We start from the raw sequence: 13,887 nt of genomic DNA, 5'->3' as shown, positions 1-13,887 counted from the left end.
GGGCGGTGGCCCGCGGCCCGGCGGCCGTCCGGGCGGCGGTGGACGTCCCGGCGGCGCAGGTGGCCCGGGGCGCCCGGGCGGCGGTCGACCCGGCGGTGGCGCGGGTCGTCCGGGCGGCGGTGCTCGTGGGCCGCGCGGCCCACGCGGCGGAGCCTGATGTCAGAGAGGGCGCCTTCGGGCGCCCTCTTCGCTTCTGTCGTCGGCGGATGGTCTGCAGGTCCCGGTCGTCGTTGCGACGGGCAGCGGCGCGTTGCGCCCCGATGTTCCGCACAGAGCGATCCCGCTGCTGTCTCGAATTCCTGTGCGTGGACTCTGGCCAGAGTTGAACTAGCTCGACACGATGACGCGTGCAGGCCCTCGCGCCACGTCGACGACGACCAAGCGAAGCGCGGCATGTTCTGGATCGTCCATCGGGCCGTCGCGTACATCACGAATGCGGCGCATCTCGGCGGGCTCTACCCGCGCAAGACCCTCACTCGGCGCGCGGGCGCCGGACCGCGCAGCCCATCACGCCGCCACCCGCGCGCGGCCCTCGGCTACGGTCGCGGCACCATGAGGTGCTTCGCGTCGAGCGCCGAATTGCTCCCGCGCGGCACGGTGCGCACCCTCGCGTCGGCGGGCATCGCGCCGCCGTCGAGATGTGCGGCCACCCGATCGAGCGCCGCATAGACATAGGGCAGCATCGGCACGTAGTGCGGGCCGACGGTCGGGAGCCCGAGAAACGCGTCGAAGTGCTGGGCGTGCTCGATCTCCCACAGGCGCACGTCGCGACCCCGCGCGCGCGCCGCCGCGACATAGGGCGCGCTCGTGAACATCGGCGGGATCAGGCCGTCGTCGAGGCCGTGCACGATCATCACCGGCAGTCCCGCCCGCGGGATCGACGCGCGCGTCTCGGTGATCCCCGCGCGCACGCGCGATGCGGCATCGCCGTCGCCCGTCCACAGGGCACGCAGGCAACGCAGCGCGTCGATGCGCGTCCCCGGCGGCGCAAGGAGCGATACCCCCGCGCCCGGCGGGATTCCGCTCGCATCGGACCACCACGCCGCACGTTCCGTGGCCGTCGCCGCCCGTGCCGCGCCGCTCGCGTCGACCGCGGCGTAGCGGTAGCCGCAGGGATGCTCGCCGGGGCCGAAGCGTCCGTAGGCCGAGGCATAAGCTGCGGCGATCGACTGCCACAGGTCGAACGCGACGTAGGTCGCGTTCGCGCGCAGGGTCTCGTCGGTCCAGCCCCTCGCACGGAGCGCATCGTAGGCAGCGCGTGGTGCGTCGGCGGCGGAGACGGCGCCGGGCACACCCGCGGCTGTGAGGTCGTCGCAGGACGGCATCGCCGTCGGCGGCAGGGCGACGCCGAGATGACGCAGTGCGCAGGGCATCAGCAGCGCGGCTTCCGTCGCGATGTCGTAGAGCGGCGGCGCGTCGGCGACGTGCACGTTGGGCTCGCCCGCGACGACAGCATCGAGCCAGTCGCCCTCGAGGCCTGCGGCCTGCAGAACCGCCCCGCCGCCGTTGGAGATCCCGACGGCGATCACGCGCGTGTCGTCGAAGGTATACGGCGCTTCCTCGGGGAATGCGCGGGTTAGTGCGGCAAGCCCGAATTCCGCCGCCTGGCGGACATGACGCCCCCAGTCGCGCTCCGGATTGTCGCCGGAGTGCGCGTGCTTGAACGCGATGCCCTGCCCGCCCGCCGACGGCGCGAAGGCGAGCGGCACGACGTCACCCCGCTGCACGATGCCGTCGAGCGAGACGCCGAGGCGCGCGTCGAGATCGTAGTAGTCGCTGCCCGCGCCGCGATCGGTGTACGCGATGGCGCAGCCGCGCGGCAGCGCCCACGGCGCCGCGACCGCAATCGCGCCATAGACCCCGCGCGAGCCCGACGAGGCGGCGACGACCAGGCAACGGCGATCGCGGTCGTAGGCGTCGGGTACCTGCGCGGCGACGCGATGCGGCTGGCGCGCCCCGGGCACGGTCGCGAATGCGTGGAACTCGCGGCCCGGCACGGCGGCGGTGCTGCCGTAGAGCCGGCCGTATCCGCCCGCCGGCGAGAGGTCCGCGATCCCGCGCCAGCTCGACCAGATCGCGCGGCGTCGCAGCTCGACGGCCGTCGGCGCGGCCGGGTCGGCAAAGGCGGGTGCGGCTCCACGGAGGCCCTCGAGCCCGAGCCCCGCCGTCAGCAGGTCGTCACCGTCGCGATGCTCGGTGGCGCGGATGTCGCCGAAGGCGTGCATGGTGCGGCTGCCGGTGGAGGTGGCGCAGCCGGCCAGCACGACCGGCAGCGCGAGCGCGAGAATGTAGCGGATCGGATTCGGCATGGCGGGACCATAGCAGCGCACTCCGCCGTCACCATCGTACGTTCGTACCACGCGGCCTGCGGGTCGCGTTGGTAGGCTGCCCCCACGGAGGACCTCCATGACCCCACGCACCATCCTCGTCACCGGCGCCGGCAGCGGCATCGGCGCCGGCATCGCCGCGGAACTCGCGCGCGCCGGCCACCACTTGGTCGTGACCGACCTCTCCCCCGACGCCGCACTGACCGTCGCCGACGCGATCCGCGCCGAGGGCGGTAGCGCCGAGGCGCACGTCCTCGACGTGACCTCGGACGCGAGCGTCGAGGCGATGCTCGCGGCGGTCTCGCGCCCCGTCGATGTCCTGGTGAACAACGCGGGCCTGCAGCACGTGGCGCGGCTCGAGGAATTCCCGATCGGGAAATGGGAGCTTCTTGTGCAGGTCATGCTGATCGGCGTGGCGCGGCTCACGCGCGCGCTGCTACCGGGCATGCGTGAGCGCGGCTTCGGGCGGATCGTGAACATCGGCTCGATCCATTCGCTGGTCGCGAGCCCGTTCAAGAGCGCCTACGTGGCCGCCAAGCACGGCCTGCTCGGGTTCTCGAAGGTGATCGCCCTCGAAACCGCCGACACCGACATCACGATCAACACGATCTGCCCGACGTACGTGAAGACCCCGCTCGTCGACAAGCAGATCGCCGACCAGGCGAAGACGCGCGGCATCCCGGAGTCGGAGGTCGTCAGCCAGGTGATGCTCAAGCCCATGCCGAAGGGCGTGTTCATCACCTTCGAGGAGCTCGCCGGCATCACCGCATTCCTGATATCGCCGCCGGCGCGCAACATCACCGGGCACACCATCGACGTGGACGGAGGCTGGACGGTCCAGTAGCCCATGCCCGCCCTGCTGATCGCCGACGACCATCCGCTGTTCCGCGCGGCGCTGCGCGGTGCCGCCGCGGATGCCGTGGCGGGGCTGGTGGTGCACGAGGCCGACTCGCTCGACGGCGTGCTTGCCACGCTCGAGCACGAGCCCGACATCGACCTCGTGCTGCTCGACCTGCACATGCCGGGCAACCATGGGCTCGCCGGGCTCGCCGCGGTGCGGGCGCAGTACCCGCACGTGGCCGTCGTGGTGGTCTCGGCGAACGACGATCCGCGCGTGGTACGTCGCGCGCTCGATCACGGCGCCGCGGGTTACCTGCCCAAGAGTTCGGGCCTCGACGAGCTGCGCGAAGCGATCCGCGCCGTGCTCGCCTGCGAGCAGTGGCTCCCGGGCGCATTGCGCGCGGCGGTCGCGCGGACGCAGAGCTCGAACAGCGATGCCGACCTCGCGGCGCGGCTGGCCAGCCTGTCGCCGCAGCAGTTCCGCGTGCTCACGCTCGTCGCGCAGGGCCTTCTGAACAAGCAGATCGCGGATCGGCTCGACGTGCAGGAGCGCACGGTGAAGGCACACCTGTCGGCGATCTTCGAGCGGCTCGGGGTGCGCAATCGTACCCAGGCGAGCGTCGTGCTGCGCGAGCTCGAGCTGAGCGATCCGGCGCGGGTGATCGACGGCTGAGGAGGTGACGCGCTGTCCGCGTCGCGGGTATCGAATGCTGCTACGAGTCGCCTTGGCGCGCTGCCTGCGCACGGTGGCGTCCTGCGCGTCTTCCGCACGGCCTACAGCGATTCATTCGCGCATGACACCCAAGTCGCCTGCCGCCTTACGGCGACCTCAATCCTGCGCCACCGCCATCCGCTCCGCCGCCAGCAGGCGATCGAGCGTCGACTTCAACGCGAGTGGCTTTAACGGCTTGGACAGCAGCTGCAGCCCCTGCTCCTGCACGAGCCCGCGGATTTCGCCCGTCGCGTCGGCGCTGACGATCAGAGTAGGACGCGCACCGAACTCGGCCGCGAGCGACGTCGCGACCGCCAGCCCGGTGTCGCCTGCGTCGAGGTGGTAGTCGAACAGCCACAGCGATGCCGGCGTGCCGGTGCAGGCCCTCCGCGCGTCCTCGCGATCGCGCACGGCGACGACCTCGCACCCCCAGCGTTCGAGGAGCGCGCGTACGGCATCGAGCGCGGTCGCGTCATTGTCGAGCGCGAGCATGCGCACGCCGGCGAGACCGGTCGCGCTGCGCGGGCCGGGCGCCACCGGGCGGGTCGCCGCGACGGTCACCGAGAAGGTCGTCCCACGCCCGCGCGTGCTGCGCAGCCCGATCGGCGTTCCGAGCAGGCCGGCGATGCGGTCGGCGATCGACAGCCCGAGGCCGAGCCCCTGCCCCGGCGCACCCTCCCCGCGCCGGAACTCCTCGAAGATGGTCGATTGCTGCGAGGGCTCGATCCCCGGGCCCGTATCGTGGACCTCGATGCGCAGTGCGCCGCTGTCGCGACGCACGCCGAGCAGCACGTCGCCCGATGCCGTATAGCGCACGGCATTGGCGAGGAAATTCTGTAGCACGCGCCGCAGCAGCTGCGGATCGGTCCGCACCCAGCCGCCGGTCGACCGGTAGCGGAAGCGCAGGCCGCGTGCCGCCGCGATCGCGCGGAACTCCGAGGCCAAGGGGTCCAGCACGTCCTTGAGGGCGAACGCACGCGGCTCCGGCACCAGACCGCCCGCTTCCAGCCGCGACATGTCGAGCAGCCCGGTCAGCAGGTCGCCGGTCGACTCGAGCGCACCGCGGATCTGCGTTGCGGTGGCGCGCTGCCGCGGGTCGTCGAGCTCGTCGGCGAGCGCGTCGGTGAAGAGCTGCGCGGCATGCAGCGGCTGCATCAGGTCGTGCCCGACCGCCGCCAGGAAGCGGCTCTTCGCATGATTCGCGCGCTCCGCCTCGCGCGTGGCGCGGTGCAGGTCGGCGGTGCGCTCGGCGACGCGGTGCTCCAGCGTCTCGTTGGCGAGGATCAGCGCACTCTCCGCGCGTCGGAATTCGGTGACGTCCGTGAACGTCGCGACGAAGCCGCCCCCCGGCATCGGATTGCCGCGGATCTCGACGATGCTGCCGTCTCCGAGCACGCGCTCGGCGAGATGTGGCGTGCCGGCACGCATGAACTCCAGCCGTCGTACGAGCGCATGTTCGACGTCGCCGTCGAAGCCTGTGACATGCATCGCCCAGCGCGCCAGGTCGGCAATCGGACGGCCGACCTGCAGGAGTTCGGGCGGGAAATCGAACATCTCCGCGTAACGGCGGTTCCAGGCGACGAGCCTGAGCTCGGCATCGACCACGCTGATGCCTTGGCTCATGTTCTGCAGCGCGGCTTCGAGCACGCGCTGGTTGAACCGCAGGTCCGCCGAGGCCTCGCCGACGATCGTCGCGACGGTGTCGAGGTCGCGCGATTCGCGCCGGGCGGCGTCGAGCAGCACGCGGGCGGAGGCGGAGCCGAGCACCGCGGCGAGGTCGCGCTCGACGCGCTCCTCCACCTCGGGCGCAACGGCGCCCGCACCCGGGACGCCGGCGAGCAGCTGCGCGACGCGCTCGCGCGGCAGGAAGCGCAGGCTCGCCGCGCGAAGGGTCGCGGCGTCCAGGCCCCGCGTCGACCGCCGCGGCGCGGCGCGCCACGACGCCGCGAGCAGGACGGTCGCGAGCGTGCCGAGGAACAGGCTCGACCCGACCGCGCGGCCCAGCGGCGTCCAGCCTGTCAGTCCGAAGAAGGCCTCCGGCGCGAGCCACGCGATTCCGAGGGGGCCGTCGAGCAGCCACGCGGGGCGCGCGCCGGTGGCTTCGACGAGCAGCGGAACCAGCAGGATCCACGCCCACGCCGCGAAGCCGATCGCGATGCCGGCCGTGGCTGCGCGCGGCGGCGTCTGCGGCCGCCAGACTGCGAAGCCGAGCGCCGGCGCGAGGGTGGCGAGCGCGGAGAACGAGACCGCGCCGACGTCGGCGAGTGCCGCGTTCCCTGCAATGACGCGGCTGTAGAACCAGGCGAACAGCATCACCCCGACGATGCCCACGCGGCGCAGCGCCAGCACACTGCCGCTCAGGTCCGAGCCGCCGCCGCGGGCCCAGGCCCCGCGCAGCAGGCCGGGCGCGAACCAGTGGTTGCCGATCATGAGGCTGAGGCTCAGCGTGCTGACGACGACCATGCCGGTCGCCGCGCTCAGCCCGCCGAGATACGCGAACAGCGCGAGCGCGTCGTGCCCCTGCGCGAGCGGAAGCGCGAGCAGGTAGAGGTCCGAAGGCACATCGTCGCCGAGGAGCCGTGCACCGGCCTGTGCGATCGGCAGCACCGGCAGCGCGATCAGCAGCAGGTAGAGCGGAAACTGCCAGCGCGCCGTATGCACGTGCTTCTCGTCGCGGCATTCCACCACCGCGACATGGAACTGGTGCGGCAGGATGAACATCGCGAACGCGCCGAGCACCACGAGCGGGACGAACCCGCCACCCGCTGCCGGGGGCGCAACCGTTGTGCGCGCGACGGGCGCCGACGCGCCGTCGATGCCGAACGCCACGAAGAGGCCGACGGCGAGCATCGCGGCGAGCTTGAGCGCCGATTCGAGCGCCATGGCGAGCACGAGCCCGCGGTTGTGCTCCGTCGCCTTCGCCCGGCGCGCGCCGAACAGGATCGCGAAGAGCGCCATTGCGACGGCGACCCAGAGAGCGCCGTCCTGCCAGGCGGGGCCGCCTGGCCCGCCCTTGCCGGCGAGCATCGAGACGCTCATCGCCACGGCCTTGAGCTGCAGCGCGATGTAGGGCACCAGCCCGAGCGCGATTACGAGCGTGACGATGGCGGCGAGCCACGCGTCCTTACCTAGTCGTGTCGCGATGAGATCGGCCAGGGAGGTCGCATTGCTGTCGCGCGCGAGGCGCACCAGGCGCAGCATCAGGCCGAAGCCGAGCACGTACAGGAGGATCGCGCCCACGAAAGTGGGCGGCAGCGGCCACCCGTAGCGCGCGGCCTGCGTCACCGTGCCGTAGAACGTCCATGAGGTGCAGTGCACCGCGAGCGAGAGCGCATAGATGTGCCGCCAGTGGCGCGCGCCCAGCATGGGACGGCGTTCGGCATGGAGCGCGGCGAGGAACATCACCCCGACCCAGAGCAGGCTGGCGGCGGTGACGACGGTGAGGTTCAGCATCGAGGCCTGCGCGCGGCGGGACGGCGTGGTGGTGCTTTGCCCCGAAGCTTAGCCGGTCTCTCGGCGACCCAGCGCTCCTCGTCTGCAAAAAAGCGACGGCGGGCCTCTAAGGCCCGCCGTCGTGCTCCGACCGCCTTCGGCGTCGGTCAGAAGTCGTATCGCACCGTCAGGGCGTACTGGCGCGGCGGGCCATAGAAGCCCGTGTAGACGCCCAGCGCCGCGTTCAGGTTGTAGCCCGTGGTGCGGTATTCCTTGTCGGTGAGGTTGCTGCCCTGGAGCGACACGGTCCACGGCCCGCCGTCCTTCCAGGTCACGCCCGCATTCACCAGCCCGTAGCCGTCCTGCGAGATCGGCAGCGCACCGGTGCGCACGATCTCGGTCGTGGCCACCACGTCGCTCTGGTAGGCATAGCCCACGCGCGCAGCGAGGTTCCCGCGACCCACGTCCATCCGGTACTCGACGTTCACCGCACCGGAGAAATCCGGCGCGTTGGTGAACTCCTGCTCGTTGGCGATGTTGACGCCCGCGTAGAGGAATTCGTCGTACTGCGCGTCGAGCCAGGCGAGGTTGCCCGAGACCAGCCAGCTGCGGCTGGGCAGCCACTGGTACTCGACCTCGAAGCCCTTCACCGTGCCCTTGCCTGCGTTCGTGAAGTCGCCGAAGAACGCGTCGTTCGTGCCGTCGCCGTTGCTGTCGTACGCGGTGAAGACCGACAGCTGGATGTCTTCGTACTTGTTGTGGAAGTAGGCGAGGTTGAGGAAGAACGTGTTGTCGGCGAAACCCATCTTGCTGCCGACCTCGAAGCTGTCGACCACCTCGTCGTCGAACGGCTCGGCCGAGCGCGGCACGGCCGTGGCCTGAGCGCGGATGTTGTACCCGCCCGACTTGAAACCGCGCGAGGCGAGTGCATACAGCAGGATGCCGTCGGTGGCCTGCCAGTCGATCGAGACCTTCGGCGACGTGTTCTTGAAGTTGATCGACTTGTCGAACTGCGCGGCGATCGGCGTCGGGTTGTTCGCCGCGCAACGGGTCGCCAGCACGGTGAAGGTCGCGTTCGTGTAGCAGCGATTGAGCACCACCGCGCGCTTGTCCTCGTCGGTGTAGCGCGCGCCCACGCTCACGGCGAGGGTGTTGGTCAGGTCGAAGGTCCAGTCCGCATAGGCCGCGATGCTGTCGGTGTAGACCGTGCCCTGCGTGTCACCGAACGACAGGCCGAAGAAGTTGTTCAGCACCTGGCCGCCGGCTTCGCCGTCGAAGGCGTAGAGGCCGGCCACGCCACGCAGTCGGCCGCCGCCGTCGTAGTTGAACTGCAGCTCGTGGCTGGTCTGCTCGTCGGCGTAGAACGCCTTGACGTCCGCGACGGTGGACGGCGTGGTGTCGAAGTCGATGTTCGTCTCGGTGTCCGACTCGCGCTTGGCGAAGACGTACTTGAGGCCGATCGCGTCGCTGACGTCGTAGTTGAAGGTGAGCGACGTGCCGCGCATCGAGGTGTCGTTGACGTTCGGCATGCCGTTGCGGACGTCGTAGCGATCGTTCAGGGGCGGATACTGCGGCGCGAAGCGATTCGGGCCCAGCATCTTCGCGCCGCGCACGCCCGACTGGTCGTCCATCCAGTCGAACGCGAACTGGATGTTGAAGTCGTCCGACAGGTAGGCGCCGAGCTGCAGGCGGGCGGCGAGGATCTCCTTGTCGCTGACCTCCTGGCCGGTGACGACGTTCTCGCCGAAGCCGTCGCGGTTCAGGCTCGCGACGGACAGGCGGCCTCGGAAGGCGTCGGAGCCGATCGGGCCGCCGACCGCGGCCTTGACGTCGAGCTGGTTGTAGTTGCCGACGGTGATCGAGCCGAAGCCGTCGAACGTCTTCGGCAGCCCGCGCGAGATGTACTTGATCGCGCCGCCGATGGTGTTCTTGCCGTACAGCGTGCCCTGCGGGCCACGGAGGACCTCGACGCGCTCCACGTCGAAGACGTCCAGCAGCGCGCCCTGCGGGCGGGCGATATAGACGTCGTCGAGGTACATGCCCACGCCCGGGTCCACGCCCCACAGTGGATCCGACTGGCCGACGCCGCGGATGTAGGCGGTGATCGTGCTGCTGGAGCCGCGCGCGGCGTACACGGTCAGGTTCGGCACCTGGGTGTCGAGGTCGCCGAGGTCGTCGATGGCGAGGCGGTCGAGCGCCTCGGCCGTGAAGGCGGTGACGGCGACCGGCACTTCCTGCAGCGTCTCCTCGCGCTTGCGCGCGGTGACCGTCACGCGGTCGAGGGCGCGCTCGCCGTCGGCGGTCTCCCCGGTTGCCGCGGCGTCGCCGGCTTCCTGCGACCACGCGGCCGGCGACATCAGCGCGCAGGCGATGGCGAGGCAGAGGTGGGTACGGCTCATGGTGTTGCGCATCGGAAAACTCCCCTGATGGACCGGAACGCGACGGCGGACTCTGCCGTGATGCCGGGCACATTAGGCGACGTCCACCGCAGGCGGCAGATGTACCTTCGGACAATGCCGGCCCCCTGCCCCGTCCGGATACTGGCGCGGTCAACCGGGGGTAGAGCCGCATGGCGTTCCTGATCGTCCTGGCCGCTCTGGCCTTCCTGATGTTCGTGGCCTATCGCGGCTACAGCGTGATCCTGTTCGCGCCGATCGCCGCACTCGGCGCGGTGCTGCTCACCGACCCCACGCTGGTCGCGCCGATGTTCACCGGCCTGTTCATGGACAAGATGGTGAACTTCCTCAAGTTGTATTTCCCCGTGTTCCTGCTCGGGGCGATCTTCGGCAAGCTGATCGAGGTGTCGGGGTTCTCCAAGGCGATCGTGGCCGCTGCGATCCGCGTGGTCGGCGCGCAGCGCGCGATCCTGTCGATCGTGCTCGTCTGCGCCCTGCTCACCTACGGCGGTGTCTCGCTGTTCGTCGTGGTGTTCGCGGTGTATCCGTTCGCGGCCGAGCTGTTCCGCCAGGGCGACATCCCCAAGCGCCTGATCCCGGGCACGATCGCGCTCGGCGCGTTCACCTTCACCATGGACGCGCTCCCCGGCACGCCGCAGATCCAGAACATCATCCCCACCACGTTCTTCGGCACGACGGCCTGGGCGGCGCCCGTGCTGGGCACGCTCGGTGGCCTCTTCATCCTGATCGTTGGGCTCGTGTATCTCGAGTGGCGCCGTCGAACGGCGGCCGCAGCCGGCGAAGGCTATGGCGACGCCGCGGCGCTGGTGAACGAGCCGGTCGCCTTCGCGGGCACGCGGCTCGCGCATCCGTTGATCGCGTTGCTGCCCCTCGTGCTCGTGGGCGTCTCGAACAAGCTCTTCACCACGGCGATCCCGGCGCTCTACGGCAAGGCGCACAGCTTCGACCCCGCGGTGATCGGCGACGCGGCACCCGTCGTGCAGGAAACGGCCAAGCTTGCGGCGATCTGGGCCGTCGAGGGTGCATTGCTCGTGGGCATTGCCGCGGTGCTCGTGCTCGCCTGGAAGACCGTGGTCGCGGGCTTCGCGGAGGGCACCAAGGCTGCCATCGGCGGCGCACTGCTCGCGTCGATGAACACGGCGTCCGAGTACGGCTTCGGCGCCGTGATCGCGGCGCTGCCGGGCTTCCTCGTGGTGGCGAACGCGCTCGCGGCCGTGCCGGATCCGCTGGTCAATACGGCGGTCACCGTGACGTCGCTGGCGGGAATCACAGGTTCCGCATCGGGCGGCATGAGCATCGCGCTCGCGGCGATGGCCGAGTCGTTCATCGCGAATGCCGCGGCCGCCGGGATCCCGATGGACGTGCTGCATCGCGTGGCCGCGATGGCCTCGGGCGGAATGGACACCCTGCCGCACAACGGCGCGGTGATCACCCTGCTCGCGGTCACCGGGCTGACGCATCGGCAGGCCTACAAGGACGTCTTCGCCGTCACTCTCATCAAGACGCTCGCGGTCTTCGTCGTGATCGCGATCTACTACGCCACCGGGCTGGTCTGACGCCCGCGCATGCGAAAAGGGCGCCCTGCGGCGCCCTCGTCCCCGACGCCGGCCGCGGTCATCGCAGTTCGAATCGATCCGCGTCGAGCATCGCGGGAAAGCGCTCGCGGTGCGCGCGCAACTCCTCGAGGAAGAGCGTCGTCGTCGACACGACTTCCATGTCCGTGCACTCGCTCACGGCATTGCCCAGGTAGTCGATGACCGCGCTTTCGCCATCGTAGGTCAGCCCATTGCCGTCCGTACCGACGCGATTGACGCCGACCACGTAGCAGAGGTTCTCCATCGCCCGCGCGCGCAGCAACGTGCGCCAGGCATGGGCCCGCGCCGCAGGCCAGTTCGCGACGTAGACGAGCAGGTCGTAGTCGAGGTCGCCGCTGCGCTCGACGTCATAGCGATTGCGGGAGAACACAGGAAAGCGCAGGTCGTAGCAAACCAGCGGGCAGATCCGCCAGCCGCGCCAGTCGATCGTGACGCGGTCGCGCCCGGCGCGATAGCGCTCGTGCTCGCCTGCATAGCGGAAGAGATGGCGCTTGTCGTAGAACTGCACATCCCCGTCGGGCGTGACGAACAGCAGGCGGTTGGCCACGCCGTCGTCGGTGCGCAACTGCACGCTGCCCATGATCGCCGCGTCGAGATCGCGCGCATGGCCGCGCATCCATTCCACGGTCGGGCCTTCGAGGGTCTCCGCGCGGTCGATCGCGTCGTTCGAAAAGCCGCTAGTGAATGTCTCCGGCAGCACGACGAGATCCGTGATCCCGTGCAGCGAGCCCACGAGCTCGCCATAGTAGGCGCGATTGCCCTCGGGATCGTGCCAGCGCGTCTCGCCCTGGACGATGCTCACCCGCAGCGGCGTGCGGATTTCGGTGACGGCGTATTCGGTCGACATGGGATCCTCAGAGCGCTTGGAGGCGTGCGATGGCGGCGTCGAGCGTGGCCTCGTTCTTCGCGAAGCACAGCCGCGCCAGGCGCTGGCCTGCGGGTGGCGTGCCGTAGAAGGGTGAAAGGGGAATCGCGACCACGCCGTGCTGGATCGTCAGCCAGCGGCAGAACTCGGCGTCGGGCAGGTCGCTCACGGCGGAATAGTCCACCAGCTGGAAGTACCCGCCCGGGACCGGCAGCGGCCGCAGCTTCGTGCCGACCAGCTGCTCGCGGAAACGGTCGCGCTTGGCCTCGTAGAACGCGCCCAGCGTCTCGTAGTGCTCCGGCTCGGCCTCGATCATCTCCGCAAAGGCGAACTGGGCCGGGGTGAAGGTGCAGAAGGTGTTGTACTGGTGGACCTTGCGGAATTCGGTCGACAGGGCCGGCGGCGCGATGCAGTAGCCCACCTTCCAGCCGGTGCAGTGATAGGTCTTGCCGAAGCTCGAGATCACGAAGGCGCGCTCGCGCAGCGCCGGATAGCGCAGCGCAGATTCGTGGCGTCGGCCGTCGAAGACGATGTGCTCGTAGACCTCGTCCGACAGAAGCAGGATGTCGGTCCCCGCGAGCAGCGCCTCGAGCTCGCGCATGTCCGCCTCGGTCCACATCGCGCCGGACGGGTTGTGCGGCGAGTTGATCATGATCATGCGCGTGCGTCCGGAGACGGCCGCACGGATCAGCGACCAGTCGGGCGCGAACGTCTCCGGATGCAGCGGCACGTGCACGGCGCGCGCGCCGGCGAGGTCGATTGCGGGCTCGTAGCAGTCGTAGCAGGGGTCGAGCACGATCACCTCGTCGCCCGGGCGCACCACGGCATGGATCGCGTCGAAGATCGCCTCGCTCGCGCCCGAGGTCACCGTCACTTCGGCATCAGCATCCGGGCGGTATCCGTAGCAGCGCTCGGTCTTGGCTGCGATCGCCTGTCGCAGTGGCGGCACGCCGGTCATGGGCGAGTACTGGTTGCGGCCCTCGCGCATCGCGCGGGCGAGCGCGTCGACCAGGCGCGCGGGCACGTCGAAATCCGGAAAGCCCTGCCCCAGGTTCACCGCGCCGTGCTCGACGGCGAGCTGCGACATCACGGTGAAGATCGTGGTGCCGACCTTCGGGAGCTTGGTCTCGGGCGTCATCGCGTGCTGCCGTGCGGAGGGCCCCCGAGTTTACGGAATGGAGATGCGAAAACCGATGAGCCACGACGGGACGATCGGGCACGCACCCCGCGACGACGCCTACACCCTCGCGCATGCGTTCGCGAGTGCACGCTACCGGGTCGAGTTTGACGACGGCCCGATCGAGTTCGGTGTCGGCGAGCGCGTGCCGGACATCGAGGCGGCCCTGCCGGCGACCCAGTACGCGTTCCTCACCGCCTGGAACCCGGATGCCGAGCGCAGCGACGACTCGCGGAACGAGCGGGCGGACGCGGCCCTCGCCCGCCGGATCGACGCCCAGGGTGCAGTCAGGCGACGCACCTGGGCACAGGACGCCCAGGGCGGTCACCGCGAAGCCGGCTGGCTGGTGGCGGGTCTTGCCGCCGATGCGATCCACGCCCTCGGGCGCGAGTTCCGCCAAGCCGGCGTCCTGGTCTGGCTGCGTGGTGCGCCGGTCCGCCTCCGCATGCTCGTCGAACGCCCCGACGGCGACCGTCGGGAGCTCCCGGAAGTCGACTGGGTAGAATGACGCCGCACGGCCGC

The 13,887-nt window shown here is 70.3% G+C and carries 9 protein-coding genes; 4 read left to right on the top strand and 5 right to left on the bottom strand.

Features of this window, described 5'->3' with window-relative positions; genetic code table 11:
* Positions 1-536: 536 nt before the first annotated feature.
* Positions 537-2,309 (bottom strand): 3-hydroxybutyrate oligomer hydrolase family protein, encoded by a 1,773-nt coding sequence (locus ACYVJJ_RS10485; protein WP_460833325.1) that lies wholly within the window; start codon positions 2,307-2,309, stop codon positions 537-539.
* Between the two features lie 97 nt (positions 2,310-2,406).
* On the opposite strand from ACYVJJ_RS10485, the gene ACYVJJ_RS10480 reads away from it, so the two are divergent.
* Positions 2,407-3,171: a 3-hydroxybutyrate dehydrogenase gene (locus ACYVJJ_RS10480; protein ID WP_460833323.1), complete on the top strand. Its 765-nt coding sequence runs from the start codon at positions 2,407-2,409 to the stop codon at positions 3,169-3,171.
* A gap of 3 nt (positions 3,172-3,174) precedes the next feature.
* Positions 3,175-3,840 (top strand): response regulator, encoded by a 666-nt coding sequence (locus ACYVJJ_RS10475; protein ID WP_460833321.1) that lies wholly within the window; start codon positions 3,175-3,177, stop codon positions 3,838-3,840.
* Between the two features lie 156 nt (positions 3,841-3,996).
* Here ACYVJJ_RS10475 and ACYVJJ_RS10470 read toward each other — a convergent pair whose 3' ends face one another.
* Together ACYVJJ_RS10470 and ACYVJJ_RS10465 are read right to left on the bottom strand one after the other, a co-directional pair.
* Positions 3,997-7,332, bottom strand: coding sequence for a hybrid sensor histidine kinase/response regulator (locus ACYVJJ_RS10470; protein ID WP_460833319.1), 3,336 nt, complete (start codon positions 7,330-7,332; stop codon positions 3,997-3,999).
* 146 nt (positions 7,333-7,478) lie between these two features.
* On the bottom strand, positions 7,479-9,710 hold the full coding sequence (locus ACYVJJ_RS10465) for a TonB-dependent receptor (protein ID WP_460833317.1): 2,232 nt from the start codon (positions 9,708-9,710) through the stop codon (positions 7,479-7,481).
* Positions 9,711-9,880: 170 nt separating this feature from the next.
* Here ACYVJJ_RS10465 and ACYVJJ_RS10460 point away from each other — a divergent pair, with 170 nt between their 5' ends.
* A complete protein-coding gene (locus tag ACYVJJ_RS10460; protein ID WP_460833316.1) occupies positions 9,881-11,284 on the top strand; it encodes a GntP family permease in 1,404 nt (467 codons plus the stop codon).
* A gap of 58 nt (positions 11,285-11,342) precedes the next feature.
* On the opposite strand, the gene ACYVJJ_RS10455 is transcribed toward ACYVJJ_RS10460, so the two are convergent.
* Both ACYVJJ_RS10455 and ACYVJJ_RS10450 read right to left on the bottom strand, forming a co-directional pair.
* Positions 11,343-12,170 carry an amidohydrolase gene (locus tag ACYVJJ_RS10455; RefSeq protein WP_460833314.1) on the bottom strand — a complete coding sequence of 276 codons (828 nt, stop codon included), beginning with the start codon at positions 12,168-12,170 and terminating at the stop codon, positions 11,343-11,345.
* A gap of 7 nt (positions 12,171-12,177) precedes the next feature.
* Positions 12,178-13,326 (bottom strand): pyridoxal phosphate-dependent aminotransferase, encoded by a 1,149-nt coding sequence (locus ACYVJJ_RS10450; protein ID WP_460833312.1) that lies wholly within the window; start codon positions 13,324-13,326, stop codon positions 12,178-12,180.
* 55 nt (positions 13,327-13,381) lie between these two features.
* On the opposite strand from ACYVJJ_RS10450, the gene ACYVJJ_RS10445 reads away from it, so the two are divergent.
* Positions 13,382-13,873 carry a DUF3293 domain-containing protein gene (locus ACYVJJ_RS10445; RefSeq protein ID WP_460833310.1) on the top strand — a complete coding sequence of 164 codons (492 nt, stop codon included), beginning with the start codon at positions 13,382-13,384 and terminating at the stop codon, positions 13,871-13,873.
* The last annotated feature ends 14 nt before the right edge of the window (positions 13,874-13,887 follow it).

This window comes from Lysobacter humi (ex Lee et al. 2017), from assembly GCF_054781815.1.
This window is presented reverse-complemented; position numbering and strand designations above follow the sequence as displayed.